The sequence below is a fragment of the Mesorhizobium sp. 10J20-29 genome, from assembly GCF_054130485.1.
The window spans coordinates 2194884-2212975 of the sequence record NZ_CP199156.1; the positions used below are offsets into that span (position 1 = coordinate 2194884).

The following is an 18092-nucleotide window of genomic DNA, read 5'->3' on the forward strand; positions in this document are numbered from 1 at the left end:
CAAATCAGTGCGCCTCGTCCCAGTTGTCGGCGGCACGCGCGTCGACCTGCAAAGGCACCGACAGCGAAATCGCCGGCATGGCGGCCTCTTCCATCACTTTGCGGATGACCGGGATGGCGGCTTCGACACTGGCGGCCGGGGCCTCGAAGACGAGCTCGTCGTGTACCTGCAGCAGCATGCGGACGTCCGACAGGCCGGCGTCATCGAGCGACGCGTCCATCCGCACCATGGCGCGTCGGATGATGTCTGCGGCCGAGCCTTGGATCGGCGCATTGATCGCCGCGCGCTCGCTGTTGGCGCGGATCGACGGGTTGGACGCCCGGATTTCCGGATAGTGCGCCCGGCGCCCGAAGATCGTCTCGACATAGCCGTGCTCGCGAGCGAATGCCTTGGTGCTTTCCATGTAGTCGCGAATGCCGGGAAAGCGCTCGAAATAACGCTTGATGTAGTCACCGGCTTCCTCGCGCGGGATCGACAGTTGGTTGGCGAGCCCGAAGGCCGAGATGCCGTAGATGATGCCGAAATTGATCGCCTTGGCGCGGTTGCGCACCTCGCGCGGCATGCCTTCGACCGGCACGTTGAACATTTCGGACGCCGTCATCGCGTGGATGTCGTCGCCATGCGCGAATGCCGCCTTCAGCTGAGGAATGTCGGCGACATGGGCGAGGATGCGCAGCTCGATCTGGCTGTAGTCCGCCGAGATCAGCTTGTTGCCCTTCTCGGCGATGAAGGCGGTGCGCACCTTGCGGCCGGCCGCTGTGCGGATCGGGATGTTCTGCAGGTTGGGTTCGTTGGAGGACAGGCGGCCAGTCGAGGTGGCCGCCATGGCGTAGGAGGTATGCACCCGCTTGGTTTCCGGGTGGATGTAGCCCGGCAGCGCGTCGGTGTAGGTCGACTTGAGCTTGGTCAGCTGCCGCCAGTCGACGATCTTGCGCGGCAACTCGTGGCCCTCGGCGGCGAGCTCCTCGAGCACTTGGGCGGTCGTCGACCATTGTCCGGTCTTGGTCTTGGATCCGCCGGGAAGCCCCATGCGGCCGAACATGATGTCGCCGAGCTGCTTGGGCGAACCGATGGTAAACCGCTCGCCGGCCAGCCTGTAGATGTCGTCTTCAAGCGCTGCGGCGCCCTGGGCGAGCTCGCCCGAAAGCCGGCTAAGTATCTGCCTGTCGACGGAGATGCCGCGCTGTTCCATGCGGGCAAGCACCGGCACCAGCGGGCGCTCCAGCCGCTCGTACACCGAAACCAGGCTCTTGGCGGCGAGGCGCGGCTTGAGCACGTCCCAGAGCCGCATCGTTACGTCGGCAGCCTCTGCGGCATAGGGCGTGGCGCTTTCGATCTCGATCTGGTCGAAGCTTCGTGCCGAGCGTCCGCTGCCGGCAAGTTCCTTCAGCGTCTGCGTCGCATGGCCGAGCCAGCGGTCGGCAAGGCCCTGCAGCGTATGCGCCGCCGTGCCGGCGTCGAGCACGTAGGAGATCAGCATCGTGTCATCGAACGGGCCAAGCTCGATGCCGTGCCGGGCAAGCACGATGTAGCTCGACTTGATGTCGTGGCCGATCTTTAGCACCGACGGGTCCTGGATCACGGGTTTCAACAGGGCGATCGCCTCGCGCAACGAAATCTGGCCCTCGACAGGACCGCCCGAGAGCAGGTCCTCGGCGCCACTGCGGTGAGCAATCGGAATGTAGCCGGCGCGGCCCGGCCGGATGGCGACCGAAATTCCCCAGATCTCAGCCTGCATAGGATCTATCGAGGAAGTGTGCAGTGCGAGCGCAAACTTTCCGGCCTCGAGGGGCTCGGCGGCCCAGTCGGCCAGCGTCTGCAAGTCGCGGATACATGCGTAGTTCGACGTCTCGACCTTGCTGGAGACGGCCGCCTCGGCGCGCGCAGCGGCCAGTGCCGCCGGGGTGCCGCCGAGATGGGCCGCGATGGCGGAGGCAGGAGAGGCGCTGGCGGATGCGGAGCCGTCCCCGGCAGCTTCGCCTTCGCCCGGCGATCCGGAGCCAACGTCGGGCCCATGCGCCTTGTCGCCGGTCTCTATGGCAACGGCTGCAGGGTCGATCTCAGCCGCCTCTGTGCCAGTCGCTTCTGCGACGCGGCGGGTAAGCGTGGAAAATTCCATCGTCTTGAGGAAGGCGATCAGCTTGGGGCCGTCCGGCGGATGCAGCACGAAATCGGCCAGCCCCTCGGCGATCGCGACGTCGTTCTTCAGCGTTACGAGTTCACGCGAGATTCGCGCCTTGTCGGCGTTCTCGATGATCGACTGGCGGCGCTTCTCCTGCTTGATCTCGGCGGCGCGTTCCAGCAGCGTGTCGAGATCGCCGAATTGTTCGAGGAGCGTAGCCGCCGTCTTCGGGCCGATGCCAGGAACGCCCGGCACGTTGTCGACGGAGTCGCCGGTCAGCGCCTGCAGATCGATCATCTTCTCTGGCGGCACGCCCCATTTCTCGATGACTTCCGGCACGCCGATCTGGCGGTCCTTCATCGGGTCGTACATCGACACGCTCGGACCGACGAGTTGCATCAGGTCCTTGTCGGAGGAGATGATGGTGGTGTCCGCGCCGGCCTCGTGCGCAAGGCGGGCATAAGTGGCGATAAGGTCATCGGCTTCGAAACCGTCCATCTCGATGCAGGGCAGGTTGAAGGCCTTGGTGGCCTGGCGGATCAGGCCGAATTGCGGGATAAGGTCTTCCGGCGGTGCCGAGCGGTTGGCCTTGTACTCGGCATAGAGGTCGTTGCGGAATGTCTTGGACGAATAGTCGAAGATGACCGCGAAATGGGTCGGGACCACGCCGACATCGGTGTTTCGTGCCTCCAGCATCAGCTTCCACAGCATGTTGCAAAAGCCGGAGACCGCACCGACCGGCAAGCCGTCGGATTTGCGGGTCAGGGGCGGCAGCGCGTGGTACGCGCGAAAGATGTAGCCGGAACCGTCGACAAGGAAGAGATGGTCGCCTTTTTTCATGCGCAAGGCCTAGCGCGCGGCCAAAAGCGTGTCCATCTCAAAGGCCACTTTTCGCAATCATTACTGACGTGTGGAAGAGCACCAAACGGCGATCACGGCTATGTTACACAACTGTAATCTTCGTGCCCTTGAATCGCCATGTTCAGATATCCAAATGATCGTCATCGGCGGTTTTTAGCCGAAGTCCGGAGTATGGCCCGTCCCCCGCCTAGACCGGACATTGCGGCAGCCTCATCCCCCCTCTCCGGGCTGCCGCATCGTTTGTAGTAAAGCCGCCGTGGTTGTCCCCTCCGCCACGGCGGCATTTTCTTGTCCGTTTTTGTTGCGAATCCATTGGATTTCGACCGGTTTGCCGCTGAATTGAGACAATCGACTGTCCCATTCCAACCTTTGATGCACTAGGGTTGCCGCGCAGATTCGAAAGGCAATCCGGCAATGTTGTCACTCCCCCCTGTTCTCGACCATCTCGACTCCAATCTTGATGCCAGCCTCGAGCGGCTCTTTGCGTTGCTGCGCATTCCTTCGATTTCGACAGATCCCGCATATGCGGCCGATTGCAGGCGCGCCGGCGAGTGGCTGGTCGAGGATTTGCGCTCGATCGGCTTCGACGCCAGCCTGCGCGATACGCCCGGCCATCCGATGGTCGTCGCTCATCACGAAGGAACCTCTGCCGACAGCCCGCATGTGCTTTTCTACGGCCACTACGACGTGCAGCCGGTAGACCCGCTGGAGCTCTGGACCGATGGCCCATTCGAGCCGGCGATCAAGGAGATCGAGCCCGGACGCAAGGTCATCACGGGGCGGGGCTCGTCGGACGACAAGGGGCAGTTGATGCTCTTCGTCGAGGCCTGCCGCGCCTACAAGAAGGTCAACGGCCAACTGCCGTGTCGCGTCACCATCCTGTTCGAAGGCGAGGAAGAATCCGGTTCCCCGTCGCTGAAGCCGTTTCTGGACGCCAACCGCGACGAGCTGAAGGCAGATTTCGCACTCGTCTGCGACACCGGCATGTGGGACGGCGAGACGCCGGCGATCACGGCGTCGCTGCGTGGCCTGGTCGGCGAGGAGATCACCGTTCGCGCCGCCAACCGAGACCTGCATTCGGGGCAGTATGGGGGTGCCGCGGCCAATCCGATCCGGATCCTGGCGAAAATCCTCGCCGACGTGCACGACGATACGGGCCGCGTCACCATTCCGGGCTTTTACGACGGCGTGGAGGAAACGCCGTTGCAGATACTGAAGTCATGGGAGACGCTTGGCGAAACCGCCGAGACAATGCTCGGCCCTATCGGTCTTTCCGAACTGGCCGGCGAGAAGGGCCGCTCGGCGCTTGAGCTGGTCTGGGCGCGGCCGACCGCCGAGTTCAACGGCATTTCCGGCGGCTATACCGGCAGGGGATTCAAGACGGTGATCGCGGCCGAAGCCTCGGCCAAGGTATCGTTCCGCCTGGTGCACAAGCAGGACCCGAAAAAGATCAGGGCCGCCTTCCGGAAATTCGTCGAGGAGCGCATCCCGGCCGACTGTTCGGTCTCCTTCCACGAGCACGGCGGTTCGCCGGGCATCCAGCTGCCGTACGACGCGCCTTTCCTCAGCAAAGCCAAGGCGGCGCTGTCGGACGAGTGGCCGAACCCGGCCATCATGACGGGCGGTGGTGGTTCGATCCCGGTGGTCGGCGACTTCCAGACCTATCTCGGCATGGACTCGCTGCTCGTCGGTTTTGCACTCGACGACGACCGTATCCATTCGCCAAACGAGAAATATGAGCTAACCTCCTTCCACAAGGGCCAGCGCTCCTGGGCGCGCATCCTCGATGCCTTGGCCCGCTGACACCGGAACCCCGACATGACCATCCGTTTCCACAAGCACGACCTGCCGGACCTCGCCCACTACGCCGTACCGGCGATGGCCATCGACACCGAGACGCTCGGGCTCAACCCGCACCGCGACCGGCTCTGCGTGGTGCAGATCTCGCCGGGCGACGGCACAGCCGACGTGATCCAGATTGCGCCCGGCCAGAAGAAGGCGCCGAACCTGGTCAAGCTTCTGCGCGACCGCAGCATCACCAAGCTGTTCCATTTCGGCCGCTTTGACATCGCCGTGCTGTACAATGCCTTCGGCGTCATGGCCGAGCCGGTGTTTTGCACCAAGATCGCCTCGCGCCTGACCCGTACCTACACCGACCGGCACGGGCTGAAGGATATCTGCAACGAACTGCTTGGCGTCAGCCTGTCCAAGGTTCAGCAGTCGTCCGACTGGGCGGCCGAGACCCTGACGCCCGAGCAGCTCGAATATGCAGCCTCCGACGTGCTCTATCTGCACCGCCTGCGCGATGTGCAGATGGCACGGCTTGCGCGCGAAAACCGCGCCAAGGAGGCCGACGCCTGCTTCCGCTTCCTGCCGACGCGGGCCAAGCTCGACCTCATGGGCTGGGCCGAAGAGGACATCTTTGCCCACAGCTGACCGCGGAACGCTTCGACCAGCGCCGCGTTGAGCGCGCAAACGGGAGACAAGCCATGAGCGGAGAGAGACCGATCACGACCGCGCCTATGGACGGCTCGAAGGTCACGGTGCTGTGGAGGGACCGCGACGAGCAGGAAAACCGGTCCATCGCTCAATACAGATCGGTGCAGAGGCTGAAACCGACCGGCGGCGATTGGGACGAGACGGACGAGGGCTGGTGGGCCTTCGTCGACAGCGACACCCAGATCCGCGTTGAGCCGCACAGCTGGAAGCCCGACGGTCCAGACGAAGACGATTAGGCGGCGTCGACGCACCATCTGACCGCTCGCCGCGAATCCGATTGTCGACTATGATGGTCCCGCACCCTTTCGATTCGTCGCGAGCGGGTTGAAGAGGGTTCACCGGGAGGGGAATACCATGGGTATCGAAAGCCTGATCATCTTCCTCATCGTGGGTGCCATCGCAGGCTGGCTTGCCGGACTGCTCGTCAAGGGTTTCGGCTTTGGCCTGCTCGGCAACATCGTCGTGGGCGTAGTCGGCGCGTTCATAGCCGGATGGCTGTTTCCGAGGCTGGGCGTATCGCTCGGCAATGGCATTCTCGACGCAATCGTGTATGCGACCATCGGTGCCGTCATCCTGCTGGTGCTGATTCGACTGGTCAAGCGGGCCTGACGTCACAAGTCATTGAAACGATTGGGTGCGCCGATGAAACAGAACCAGCTTTATCTTGTCATCGGCGCACTCATTGTCGCGGTCATCGCACTCGGCATCTACGTGTTTCGCGAGGAATCGAAGCCCGACGGCGTCGAGCTGCGGATCGACGACAAGGGCATCTCGATCCAGCAGAACTGATCGGGCAGAGGTCGTTGCCGCCGCGCGCGGGGGCGTTTCAGCCGTTGCAGCCTTTAAGCTTAACCCCACCTTAAATTGCCGCATTTAGCTTTCACCCCGAGTCCCAGTCCCGGGACCGGAATGGCGGCTTCATGGCGAAACGAAACAACCGGCGCATCGAGCCGACATTCGACACTCCTGCAAGGGCCAAAGCCCGGGGGCTGTCGGTGACCGATGACGACCGTGTCGTACCCGCCGGCAAGGCAAAGAGCGTACGGCGCAAGCCCGCGGCGAAGCGGTCTCGCAAGGCTCGCGGCGGCCGTCGCAAGTCCGGCATGTTCGGCCGCTTGGGCAAACTGTTCTACTGGACCTTCGTGCTGGCGATCTGGGGCGGTATCGCGGCCGCCGGCGTGGTCGTCTACTACGGCGCCAAGATGCCGGCGGCGACGACCTGGTCGATCCCGGACCGCTCGCCCAACATCAAGATCGTCTCCGTCGATGGCAGGCTGCTTGCCAACCGGGGCATGACCGGCGGCGAGGCCGTCGGCCTGCACGAGATGTCGCCCTATATCCCGCAGGCGGTGATGGCGATCGAGGACCGCCGCTTCTATTCGCATTTCGGCATCGACCCGCTCGGCCTCGCCCGCGCCATGGTCACCAATGTCATGCAGGGCCGCTTCACCCAGGGCGGCTCGACGTTGACACAGCAGCTTGCCAAGAACCTGTTCCTGAAGCCCGACAGGACGATCGAGCGAAAGGTACAGGAAGTCCTGCTCGCGATCTGGCTCGAGCACGAGCATACGAAGGACCAGATCCTCGAAATGTACCTCAACCGGGTCTATTTCGGCTCCGGCGCCTATGGCGTTGAGGCGGCGTCCAGGCGCTATTTCGGCAAGAGCGCGCGCGATGTCAGCCTGTCCGAGGCGGCCCTGCTCGCCGGTCTCCTGAAAGCGCCATCTCGCCTCTCGCCGGCGCGCGATCCCAAGGCTGCGGAAGAACGCGCCCAGGTCGTACTGGCCGCCATGCGCGACGAGAAGATGATCGGCGACAAGGAACTGACAATGGCGATGAGCGCGCCCGCGACACGCGCCGCCTCCTACTGGACCGGGTCGGAGAACTACGTCGCCGACCGCATCATGGAAGAGCTCCCCGGCTTGATCGGCGACGTGCGAACCGACATCGTCGTCGACACCACGGTCGATCTCGACCTGCAGGAACTGGCCGAGAAATCGATCCGACGGCTGGTCAACGAGAACGGCAAGAAGCTGAACGTCAGCCAGGGCGCGCTTGTGTCGATCGACAATTCCGGCGCCGTGCGTGCCATGGTGGGCGGATACGACTACGCCAACAGCCAGTTCGACCGCGCCTCGGAGGCACGCCGCCAGCCGGGCTCAGCCTTCAAGCCCTTCGTCTTCATGGCCGCGCTCGAACAGGGCCGTACTCCAGACAGCATTCGCAACGACGCGCCGATCAAGATCGGCAAGTGGACGCCCGACAACTACAACGGCAAGTATTACGGTCGGGTCACGCTGGCCACTGCCCTGGCGAAATCGCTGAACTCGGTCGCCGCGCAGCTTGCCATGGAAGTCGGACCGGCAGCCGTGGTCGAGGCAGCCCACCGCATGGGCATCGAATCCGAGTTGCAGGCCAACACGTCTATCGCGCTCGGCACGTCGGAAGTGACGCCGCTGGAACTGACGGCGGCCTATGTGCCCTTCGCCAACGGCGGCTACCGGCCGGACATCCATTTCATCACGCGTGTCACTTCGACCGATGGCGAAGTGCTCTACGAGAACACCGGCAGCGGCAATCCGCGCGTCGTCAGCTCCGAGGTCGTCGGCATGATGAACTCGATGATGACCGGTACGGTAGAGACTGGAACAGCCAGGAAGGCGGCATTCGCCTGGCCGGCCGCCGGCAAGACTGGCACCAGCCAGAATTCGCGCGACGCCTGGTTCATCGGCTACACGGCCAATCTGACCACCGGTGTCTGGTTCGGCAATGACGACGGCGCACCAATGAAGAGGGTGACCGGCGGTGCGCTGCCGGCGCAGGCCTGGCACGAATTCATGGTCGCCGCGCACGAAGGCGTGCCCGTTGCAGCCCTTCCCGGCACCTGGCATTCCCAGGGCGCGGACAGGCCGCTCGTCGAGCCGCAAAGGCCGGTGGCCGAGGTGTCACAGGGTGTGCCGAGCGCCAGCAGCCGCATGGACGACTTCCAACCGGCCAATGACGTTCCCACTGCCTCGATCGGCCGTCCGGTGCCGCCAGCCGATGTCGGCGGCCCGGTCCGCAAGCGCAGCACCTCCATCCTCGACATCCTGACCGGCGGCTGACGCGGCCATCTGATTGCCCCTCGCAATGTCTGGTGCGCGGCGCTACATAGCGCAGTGGAGAACCCCGTCATGGCCGAAATTGATACCCGCAAGACGATCGTGCTGACCGGCGCCAGCCGCGGCATCGGCCATGCGACCGTGAAGCGCTTCTCGCGCGAGGGCTGGCGTGTCATCACCTGTTCGCGCCAGGCCTTTGCCGACGATTGCCCCTGGCCGGCGGGTCCGGAGGATCACATCAAGGTCGATCTCGCCGACCAGGAGGATGTCGGCATCGCCGTGTCGGAAATCCGCCACCGGCTCGAAGCCCATGGCGGCAAGCTGCATGCGCTGGTGAACAATGCCGGCATTTCGCCCAAGCTGAAAGACAATGGCCGGATGAATTCGATAGACACGCCGATGCATGTCTGGCGTGACGTCTTCCAGGTCAATTTCTTTGCGCCGATCATGCTGGGACGCGGCCTGTTCAAGGAACTGGCGGCAAGCGGCGGCTCGATCGTCAACGTCACCTCGATCGCCGGCACCAGGGTGCATCCATTCGCCGGCACCGCCTATGCGACCTCGAAGGCGGCGCTCGGTTCGCTGACCCGCGAAATGGCTGCCGATTTCGGCCCGCACGGCATCCGTGTCAACGCCATTGCCCCGGGCGAGATCGACACCGCTATCCTGTCGCCCGGCACGGATCGGATCGTCGAGACCATTCCGCTGCGCCGCCTCGGCTCGACCTCGGAAGTGGCCGACATCATCTTTTTCCTGTGCTCCAGCCAGGCTTCCTACGTGACCGGCTCTGAAATCCACATCAACGGCGGCCAGCACGTCTGAAGCGGCAATCGCGCCAAGCCATTCCGGCCAGGCGCAACTCGCGGAAGATTTTTCTGCCGCGACGGGTAGCGGCAGAAAACCAATTGCCTGCCAATCCGGGCAGCGCCACCCCATTCCTTCAGCGCCATCGGCCCCGGGCGTAAAACTTCCGACTACACTTTCGGAAGCCGTATGCCATGACCAAGGATATCGCCCGCCTCAACGCCTTTCCCGTCTTTATGCGGGTCGAGGGCCAGGCCGTGCTTGTCGTCGGCGGCGGCGAGGAGGCCCTCGCCAAGGCCAGGCTGCTCGGCCAGTCGAGCGCCCGACTGCGGGTGGTGGCTGAAGCTGCCGAGCCGGAACTGGTCGACTGGATAGCCGCCAACGACGCCGAGCTGGTTGCCGAAGCCTTTCGCCCGGATCATCTCGACGGCGCGGTGCTCGTCTTCGCGGCAACCGGCGACGAGGCGCAAGACAGCGCCATCTGCGCTGAAGCGCGACGCAAGAGCATTCCCGTCAACGCGGTCGACCGCCCCGAACTCTGCGACTTCTTCACCCCGGCGCTGGTCAACCGCGCGCCACTCGCCATTGCCATCGGCACCGAGGGCGCTGGACCGGTTCTGGCGCAGATCGTGCGCGCCCGCATCGACCGCTTGCTGTCGCCCTCGCTCGGCGCGCTGGCCGGTCTCGCCAACAGCTTCCGCGGCACGGTGGAAAAGATCGTGCCGAAGGGTGGCGAGCGACGACGCTTCTGGAACGAGTTCTTCAGCGGTGCGCCGGCGCGTGCCATGGAAATCGGCCACATTTCGGAAGCGCGCCGCGCCGCGACCGAACTGCTTGCACGCCGCGCCGGACCCGCTACGGGCCACATTGCGCTTGTCGGTGCCGGTCCCGGCGCCGAGGACCTGCTGACGCTGCGTGCGCAACGCCTGCTGATGGACGCCGACGTCATCGTTCATGATGCGCTGGTCCCCGAGGCGGTGGTTGCCATGGGACGCCGCGACGCGGAGCGGTTGCCGGTCGGCAAGCGCAAGGGCTGCCACTCGAAGTCGCAGGCCGAGATCAACGAGCTTCTGGTCGCGCTCGGACAAGAGGGCAAGCGCGTCGTGCGCCTGAAGTCCGGCGACCCGCTGGTGTTCGGCCGCGCCGGCGAGGAAATGCAGGCTCTGCGCGAGGCCGGCATTTCCTATGAGGTTGTGCCGGGCGTTACCGCGGCCTTTGCCGCCGCTGCCGATTTCGAGCTGCCGCTGACGCTGCGTGGCGTGTCTTCGTCGATGGTGTTCACCACCGGCCACGACCTCAAGGGCGGCACACTGCCCGACTGGGGCAAGCTGGCGATCTCGGGCGCCACGGTTGCCATCTACATGGGTCGCTCGGTCGCCGCCGATGTCGCCTCACGGCTGATCGAGGCCGGCCTTTCGCCGGACACGGCGGTCGCCGTCGTCGAAAACGCCAGCCTCTCCAGCCGCCGGCGCTTCCACGGCACGTTGGCCGATCTGCCCTCGCTCGAGGAGCGCAGCGACCTCACCGGTCCTGTCATGACGATCATCGGCGACGCCGTTGCCGGCGCGAATTTTGAACGTTCCGAGCCGCTGGCGACACACAGGCGGGAGAAGCCCGCAGCACGCCAGGCCGAAGGAGCAGTGGCATGAAGATACTGACCGCCAACCGGCTGACCGACGGCGAGGCCGTGTGGTTCTCGACCAGCCAGGGCTGGGCCGAGACCATCGGCGATGCCGAACTCGCCGGGGACAAGGAGGCGGAAGCCCGCCTGCAGGCCATCGGCGACGCAGCCTACGCCAACAACGAGGTCGTCGACGTGAACCTCATCGACGTCGACCTCACCGACGGCGCGATCGTGCCGTCGCGCCTGCGCGAGCGCATCCGCGCCGCCGGGCCGACAAACCGAAACGACCTTGGCAAGCAGGCCCGGCTGGACGCCGGGCCGGCGGCCTAGGGAAACAGGGAAGGGCGGACGCGCCCCGCGAGACGAAAATGTACCGTTACGACGAGTTTGACCATGATTTCGTGAAGGCCCGGGTCGCAGAGTTCAGCGACCAGGTGGAGCGCCGTCTTGCCGGCGAGATCACGGAAGACCAGTTCAAGCCGCTCCGGCTGATGAACGGCGTCTATCTACAGCTGCATGCCTACATGCTGCGCGTCGCTGTTCCCTACGGCACGCTGAACTCCAGGCAGTTGCGCATGCTCGGCCACATCGCCCGCAAGTACGACAAGGGCTACGGCCATTTCACCACGCGCCAGAACATCCAGTACAACTGGCCGGCGCTGTCGGACATCCCGGCGATTCTGGCGGACCTTGCGAGCGTCGAGATGCACGCCATCCAGACCAGCGGCAACTGCATCCGCAACGTGACAGCGGACCATTTCGCCGGCGCGGCGGCCGACGAGGTTGCCGACCCGCGGCCCTATGCCGAAATCCTGCGGCAGTGGTCGTCGGTGCACCCTGAGTTTTCCTACCTGCCGCGCAAGTTCAAGATCGCGGTGACGGGTGCGTCGCGCGACCGCGCGGCCATCCAGACGCACGATATCGGCCTGCATCTGAAGAAGAACGACAACGGCGGACTCGGCTTTGCCGTCTATGTCGGCGGCGGGCAGGGCCGCACGCCGATGGTCGCCAAGAAGATCAACGACTTCCTGCCGGAAGAGGATCTGCTCTCCTACTGCACGGCGATCCTCAGGGTCTACAATCTGCACGGCCGCCGCGACAACAAGTACAAGGCGCGCATCAAGATTCTGGTGCACGAGACCGGCGCGGAGGAATTTGCCCGCCAGGTCGAGGCCGAGTTCGCGGCGCTGAAGGAAGGCGAACTGAAGCTGCCGGATGAAGACATCCGGGCGATCGAGCGCTACTTCGCGCCGCCGGCTCTCGCGCCGCGCCCGGAAGGCGACGAAGCGGTGCGCTTGGCGCGGCTCGATTCACGCGGTTTTTCCGAATGGATCGACCAGAATGTCGTCACCCATCGGCATCCTGACTATGCCGCGGTGACGATCTCGCTGAAGGGGATCGGCGAGGCTCCGGGTGACGCCAGCGACAGCCAGATGGAGGCGATTGCCGACCTCGCGGAGAAATATGCCTTCGACGAGATCCGCGTCAGCCACGAACAGAATCTGATCCTGCCGCATGTCGCACGCGCCGACCTCAAGGCCGTCTATGACGCGCTGGTGGAGATCGAGCTGGCGACTGCCAATTCTAACCTGATCACCGACATCATCGCCTGCCCGGGCCTTGACTACTGCGCGCTCGCCAATGCGCGCTCGATCATCGTCGCACAGAACATCTCGAAGCGCTTTGCCTCGCTGGAGCGCCAGCGCGACATCGGCGAGTTGAAGCTGAAAATCTCGGGCTGCATCAACGCCTGCGGCCATCACCATGTCGGGCACATCGGCATTCTGGGTGTCGAGAAGAAGGGCGCCGAGCTCTACCAGGTAACACTGGGCGGTTCGGGCGACGAGAACACCTCGGTCGGCGAGATCGTCGGCCGCGGCTTCGGCCCCGACGAGATCACCGATGCCATTGAAACGGTCGTGGAGACCTATCTGCGCGTCCGGTCGGACCGCTCGGAGACCTTCCTTGACGCCTACCGGCGTGTTGGGCAGGCCCCGTTCAAGGAGGCGCTCTATGCTGGCGAAGCCAAGGCCGCCTGAGGCCGAAGTCGAAGCGCTGGCGGAAGCCGCCAGCCTCGACGCTCTCTACGGGCACCTCGCGCCCGAGAGGATCATCGAGCGCGCCCTGCGCGACCACTTTGCCGGCGAGATCGCCGCCGTGTCGTCGTTTGGCGCGGATTCGGCCGTGCTCCTCAGCATGATCGCCAGCGTCGACCGCACGCTGCCGGTGATCTTTCTGGATACCGGCAAGCATTTCGGCGAGACTCTGTCCTACCGAGATGCGCTGATCGCCGATTTCGGCCTGACCGACGTGCGCGTCATCACGCCGGACAAGGCGGCGCTCGAGCAGCGCGACCCCGATGGCAATCTGCACCAGTCGGATACCGATGCCTGTTGCGCCATCCGCAAGGTGGAGCCGCTGGCGCGCGGTATTGAGCCGTTCCGTGCCTGGTTCACGGGCAGGAAGCGCTTCCAGGCCGCGACGCGCGCTGAACTCGCGGCGTTTGAGTCGGTAGGGCCGCGTATCCGCATCAACCCGCTCGCCCGCTGGACCACCGCCGACCAGGCCGACTACATGCGCAGCCACGCGTTGCGCGAAAACCCGCTGGTTGCCTATGGCTATCTGTCGATCGGCTGCTTCCCGTGCACCCAGCCGGTACAGCCGGGCGAGGACGCGCGCAGCGGCCGTTGGGCTGGACAGGCGAAAGTCGAGTGCGGCATACATCTGTCGGGCCTCGACCGCTCGCTCACCGACGCATCTTTGTAGGAATGTTGCATGGCTGACCCGACACCGGAGACCGCGCCGCGGCTCTGGACCCCAAGCGGCTTCCGCGAAGACGAGTGGACGCATGCCGAAAGTGCCGAGGCGCTGGCGGGCAACGGCCGCTTCATCCTGCCGCTGGCTGCCTTTCTTGAACTCGGCGAGCAGGAGCGCATATCTGCGCGCGAGCGGCTTGGCGTGCTCCTGCTACCGGGCGATGCGTTGGACAAGATTGTCGGTCTTCTCGACCAGCTTTCGCTGGTGGCGCTTGCGTTTCCAGCCTTCAGCGACGGCCGCTCCTTCTCCAAGGCGGAACTCCTGCGCAGCCGCCATGGTTTCGAGGGCGCGGTACGGGCGACCGGCGATGTCCTGGTCGACCAGCTGCCGCACATGCTGCGCGTCGGCTTCGACGAGTTCGAGGTGACGAACCCGGTGCTCATCCGGCGGCTGGAGACCGGCGTGACCGGTGGAATAGCGCTGCACTACCAGCCGGCGGCAAAACCCGCCGAGCGGGCCGGGCGCTATGCCTGGCGGCGCGCCCGCGCCGACTGAACGGGCGGCCGGTCGGCAGTTTGCGGGACAGCACCGCCAATCTGGTCCGACCAATTGCTTTCGAGCAAGCCTCGCCATAAAGTGCCGCCCGACTGTTCTGTCGTTCAAATGTCGGTCGCTATCCAGGGAGGATGATTATGTCGGGCAAGAAAATACTGATGCTGGTCGGAGAGTTCAGCGAAGAGTACGAAATTTTCGTCTTCGAGCAGTGCATGCATGCGGTCGGGCACACGGTGCATGTCGTTTGCCCGGACAAGAAGGCGGGCGAGATCATCAAAACCTCGCTGCACGACTTCGAGGGCGGACAGACCTATACCGAGAAACTCGGGCACGATTACATTCTCAACAAGACCTTCTCCGAGGTCGATCCGGCCAGCTACGACGCCATCTATTGTGCCGGTGGCCGCGGCCCGGAATATATCCGTATCGACAAGCGCGTGCAGGCGCTGGTTCGCCACTTCCACGAGACTGGCAAGCCGATCTTCACCATCTGCCATGGCGTCCAGATACTCATCGCGGTTGATGGCGTAGTGCGCGGGCGCGAAGTCGCGGCTTTGCAATATTGCGAGCCCGAAGTGACCCTGGCCGGCGGCAATTATATCGATGTTGCGCCGGACGGCGCCCATATCGACGGCAACCTGGTGTCGGCCAAGGGCTGGCCTGGCCTCGCGGCTTTCATGCGCAACTGCCTGAAGGTGCTCGGCACCGAAATCCGGCACGGCGAGCACCTGATGCGCGACGAGCGCAAGGCTGCCTGACGGGAACCTACGAGACGGCGGGCCGTCAGGCCCGTCGTGTCTGCAATTCAATTGATCGGGAAAAGCGGGGCGGGCCTGTCGGTCCGCCTTTTCGTCATGCCGCCGCGCGGGCCTCGCGGAATGACACCAGCTTGCGCCGGTTCTCGTCCCACAGCACGAGCTTTACGCAGCGCAGGCTTTCCAGCAGCGTGATGCGGCCGAGATTGCGCAATTCGGGAAAGTCCCGCAGCACTTCCGGAAGCCGATAGTAGGGCACGCGACTCGACAGGTGGTGAACGTGGTGGATGCCGATATTGCCGGTGAACCAGCGTAGCACCAGCGGCAGATCGTAATGCGAGGAGCCGTGCAGCGCGGCATGCTGAAACTGCCAGTCGTCGCCTTCAGCCCAATGCGTTTCCTCAAACTGGTGCTGCACGTAGAACAGCCAGATGCCCATGGCACCAGCCAGCGTCACGATAGGCAGGTGAACCGCCAGGAACGGCACGACGCCGCAGAACCAGATCAGCCCGCCGGCGAGCACCGCGATTCCTATGTTGGTGGCCATGGTCGAAACCCAAGGCGTCACGCCGGCGCGCATAAGTCCGAAGGGCAGGCGCTGCTGTAGGAAGAAGAGCCAGGCCGGTCCGATGCCGAACATTACGACAGGGTGGCGGTAGAGCCGATAGCGGAACTTGCCCCAACCGGACAGCGCGCGATATTCGGCGACGGTCAGCGTCGTAATGTCGCCCATGCCGCGCTGGTCGAGATTGCCGGCGCCGGCGTGGTGCGCGGCATGCGTGCGGCGCCAATAATCGTAAGGGGTCAGCGTCAGGACGCCGATAACGCGGCCAATCCAGTCGTCGGTCTGGCGATGCGCGAAGAAGGCGCCGTGCCCGCAATCGTGCTGGATCATGAAAAGGCGGACAAGAAAGCCCGCAGCCGGCAGGATCAGCACGAGTCCCCACCAGTAGCCATAGGCGACCGTGGCCAGGGCAAGAGCCCATAGCGCAACGAAGGGGATGACGGTGACGGAAAGTTCAAACGAACTTCGCAGCCGGTTCGGCGTGCGATAGGCTGACAGCGCTTTTACCCAAGCGCGCTCGTTTTGCGCGGAGCGCGGATCGGGCAGAGTCGTATTCATGGACGACCCTATGCAGAGCGGCGCGTATCAGGCAAGCGATAGAAGCGAGAACTTACGTTAATTCCCTGTCATGTTTGCGCTGCGGGCCTGTTTTCTGCGGCTTTCCACGCGATCCAGTTCGTCGAGCAGGGTCGCGAAGCGGTCGTCCGTCTCTGGCGGATCGCCAAAGCTTGGAAGCGAGTGGACGAAGCGCGTCATTGCCGGGGAGCCGAGCTGGCGCCGGATTTCCACCGGCAGGCTGCCGGGTGTATCGGGTATTCTGGCGTTCATGGGTTCCAATGCCTTCTGTTGGGAGCAAAACTACCCGCGCATTGGAATGGTTCCAGCTTTCGGCGGCTAACGGACAGTGCGCCACAAGATATGGTAAAGTTTATCTAAATTTGTATCGATCGCGTTGCCTGCCTGTAACAGCCGGTCCCGCCATGGCAGGTTTCGGCGATCGCTGTCCTAGGCCTTTACCCCTTGATTTTTGGCCGTCAAACATCGATATGCGGCACGACTTCAAACAGTGCCGAGATGACAGAACGCGATGAGCGACACCTCAAAAGACGAACACGCGCCTGACGACGCCCAGATGCCCGAAGCCAAAGCCGAGCGCCCGGAAGGGACGACCGACGGCGACTACGAGGCCCTGTTGCGCCTGATGAAGGAAAACGAGGAGCTGAAGGACCGTGCGCTGCGCGTTGCGGCCGACATGGAGAACCTGCGTCGCCGCACGGCGCGAGACGTGCATGATGCACGTGCCTATGCGGTGGCGAACTTCGCGCGCGACATGCTGTCGGTTTCCGACAATCTGCGCCGTGCCCTCGACGCCATTCCGGCCGAGGCGAAGAGTTCCGGCGACGCTGGCTTCACCGCCCTCATCGAGGGCGTCGAACTGACCGAGCGTGCCATGCTTTCCGCGATGGAGCGTCACGGGGTCAAGAAGCTCGCGCCGGAAGGCGAGAAATTCGACCCGAACTTCCATCAGGCAATGTTCGAGGTTCCCAACCCCGACGTTGCGGCCAACACGGTCGTTCAGGTGGTGCAGCCGGGCTATTCGATCGGTGATCGGGTGCTCCGGCCGGCTATGGTGGGCGTCGCCAAGGGCGGTCCCAAGCATGTTACCCCGGAAGCGCCGCCGGAGCCCGGTCCGGTCAACGAACAGGCCGAAAAAGACGCCTGACCTATCCGGCGCCATCGCATTCCGGTAAGCGGGAGCGATGAACGCAATCCAGCTTCTCGACTATGCCGGTGTCGCGGTTTTTGCCGCGACCGGCGCGTTGGCTGCCTCGCGCCGGCAGCTCGATATCATCGGCTTCCTGTTCCTGGCGAACGTTACCGCCATTGGCGGCGGAACCTTGCGCGACGTCATCCTCAACATCCCAGTCTTCTGGGTCGGCAATCACCACTACGTGCTCATCAGCGCCGCGGTGGCGGTAATCGTCTACTTCACCGCGCACCTTGTGGAATCCCGCTACAGGCTGTTGATCTGGCTTGATGCCGTCGGCCTCGCCGCCTTTTCGGTGATGGGTGCGGCCAAGGCCATGGCGATCACCGGCTCGCCTGTCGTCGCCATCGTCATGGGCATGCTGACGGCGACATTCGGTGGCATCCTGCGCGATCTGCTGGTCGGCGAACCCTCGGTGCTGATCAAGCCTGAAATCTACGTTTCGGCCGCAATGGCCGGAGCCGCCGTCTACACGCTGGCCGATATCGCCTACCTGCCGGGCTTCGCGGCAGCGCTGATTGCTTTTGGTTGTGCCTTTGCCGTGCGCGGCGGCGCGATCAGGTTTGGATGGAGCTTTCCACCCTACCGGGCGCGGCCAGGCCGACGGCCGGAAGACATTCCATGACGCTCGAATGGGCCTGCGCGTCCCGGGGTTCAGCCATGGCTAGTCGCGCGCGCTGT

General features: G+C 64.3%; 18 protein-coding genes. 15 read left to right on the forward strand and 3 right to left on the reverse strand.

Going from position 1 to position 18092, the window contains the following annotated elements:
• Positions 1 to 4 precede the first annotated feature (4 nt).
• Positions 5 to 2962, reverse strand: coding sequence for a DNA polymerase I (gene polA, locus ACT2BZ_RS10505; protein WP_457940911.1), 2958 nt, complete (start codon positions 2960 to 2962; stop codon positions 5 to 7).
• Positions 2963 to 3397: 435 nt separating this feature from the next.
• Here polA and ACT2BZ_RS10510 point away from each other — a divergent pair, with 435 nt between their 5' ends.
• The 13 genes from ACT2BZ_RS10510 to ACT2BZ_RS10570 all read left to right on the forward strand — a co-directional run bounded on the left by ACT2BZ_RS10510 (position 3398) and on the right by ACT2BZ_RS10570 (position 15081).
• Complete coding sequence (locus ACT2BZ_RS10510; RefSeq protein ID WP_457940912.1) at positions 3398 to 4786, forward strand: M20/M25/M40 family metallo-hydrolase; 1389 nt, start codon at positions 3398 to 3400, stop codon at positions 4784 to 4786.
• Positions 4787 to 4801: 15 nt separating this feature from the next.
• Entirely contained in the window at positions 4802 to 5419 is a 618-nt protein-coding gene (locus tag ACT2BZ_RS10515) for a ribonuclease D (RefSeq protein ID WP_457940913.1), read from the forward strand.
• Positions 5420 to 5472: 53 nt separating this feature from the next.
• Complete coding sequence (locus ACT2BZ_RS10520) at positions 5473 to 5718, forward strand: hypothetical protein (protein ID WP_457940914.1); 246 nt, start codon at positions 5473 to 5475, stop codon at positions 5716 to 5718.
• A 118-nt stretch (positions 5719 to 5836) separates the two neighbouring features.
• Entirely contained in the window at positions 5837 to 6091 is a 255-nt protein-coding gene (locus tag ACT2BZ_RS10525) for a GlsB/YeaQ/YmgE family stress response membrane protein (RefSeq protein ID WP_457940915.1), read from the forward strand.
• Positions 6092 to 6124: 33 nt separating this feature from the next.
• Entirely contained in the window at positions 6125 to 6271 is a 147-nt protein-coding gene (locus tag ACT2BZ_RS10530) for a hypothetical protein (protein ID WP_457940916.1), read from the forward strand.
• Positions 6272 to 6402: 131 nt separating this feature from the next.
• Positions 6403 to 8586 carry a transglycosylase domain-containing protein gene (locus ACT2BZ_RS10535; RefSeq protein ID WP_457940917.1) on the forward strand — a complete coding sequence of 728 codons (2184 nt, stop codon included), beginning with the start codon at positions 6403 to 6405 and terminating at the stop codon, positions 8584 to 8586.
• Between the two features lie 69 nt (positions 8587 to 8655).
• Positions 8656 to 9405 carry an SDR family NAD(P)-dependent oxidoreductase gene (locus tag ACT2BZ_RS10540; RefSeq protein WP_457940918.1) on the forward strand — a complete coding sequence of 250 codons (750 nt, stop codon included), beginning with the start codon at positions 8656 to 8658 and terminating at the stop codon, positions 9403 to 9405.
• Positions 9406 to 9581: 176 nt separating this feature from the next.
• Positions 9582 to 11036 carry a siroheme synthase CysG gene (gene cysG, locus ACT2BZ_RS10545; protein WP_457940919.1) on the forward strand — a complete coding sequence of 485 codons (1455 nt, stop codon included), beginning with the start codon at positions 9582 to 9584 and terminating at the stop codon, positions 11034 to 11036.
• Positions 11033 to 11341 (forward strand): DUF2849 domain-containing protein, encoded by a 309-nt coding sequence (locus tag ACT2BZ_RS10550; RefSeq protein WP_457940921.1) that lies wholly within the window; start codon positions 11033 to 11035, stop codon positions 11339 to 11341. The genes cysG and ACT2BZ_RS10550 overlap by 4 nt, the downstream gene beginning before the upstream one ends.
• A gap of 38 nt (positions 11342 to 11379) precedes the next feature.
• On the forward strand, positions 11380 to 13050 hold the full coding sequence (locus ACT2BZ_RS10555) for a nitrite/sulfite reductase (protein ID WP_457940922.1): 1671 nt from the start codon (positions 11380 to 11382) through the stop codon (positions 13048 to 13050).
• A complete protein-coding gene (locus tag ACT2BZ_RS10560; protein WP_457940923.1) occupies positions 13025 to 13777 on the forward strand; it encodes a phosphoadenylyl-sulfate reductase in 753 nt (250 codons plus the stop codon). Before ACT2BZ_RS10555 ends, ACT2BZ_RS10560 begins: the two co-directional genes overlap by 26 nt.
• 9 nt (positions 13778 to 13786) lie before the next feature.
• Complete coding sequence (locus tag ACT2BZ_RS10565; protein WP_457940924.1) at positions 13787 to 14323, forward strand: DUF934 domain-containing protein; 537 nt, start codon at positions 13787 to 13789, stop codon at positions 14321 to 14323.
• 137 nt (positions 14324 to 14460) lie between these two features.
• A complete protein-coding gene (locus tag ACT2BZ_RS10570) occupies positions 14461 to 15081 on the forward strand; it encodes a DJ-1/PfpI family protein (protein WP_457940925.1) in 621 nt (206 codons plus the stop codon).
• A 94-nt stretch (positions 15082 to 15175) separates the two neighbouring features.
• Here the strand turns inward: ACT2BZ_RS10570 and ACT2BZ_RS10575 are convergent, their stop codons facing one another.
• A complete protein-coding gene (locus tag ACT2BZ_RS10575) occupies positions 15176 to 16201 on the reverse strand; it encodes a fatty acid desaturase (protein ID WP_457940926.1) in 1026 nt (341 codons plus the stop codon).
• 57 nt (positions 16202 to 16258) lie between these two features.
• A complete protein-coding gene (locus ACT2BZ_RS10580; protein ID WP_457940927.1) occupies positions 16259 to 16480 on the reverse strand; it encodes a hypothetical protein in 222 nt (73 codons plus the stop codon).
• A gap of 250 nt (positions 16481 to 16730) precedes the next feature.
• Between ACT2BZ_RS10580 and grpE the strand changes: the two genes are divergently transcribed.
• Both grpE and ACT2BZ_RS10590 read left to right on the forward strand, forming a co-directional pair.
• Positions 16731 to 17366 carry a nucleotide exchange factor GrpE gene (grpE, locus tag ACT2BZ_RS10585; protein WP_457940928.1) on the forward strand — a complete coding sequence of 212 codons (636 nt, stop codon included), beginning with the start codon at positions 16731 to 16733 and terminating at the stop codon, positions 17364 to 17366.
• Positions 17367 to 17403: 37 nt separating this feature from the next.
• Complete coding sequence (locus tag ACT2BZ_RS10590) at positions 17404 to 18036, forward strand: trimeric intracellular cation channel family protein (protein WP_457940929.1); 633 nt, start codon at positions 17404 to 17406, stop codon at positions 18034 to 18036.
• Positions 18037 to 18092: the final 56 nt, after the last annotated feature.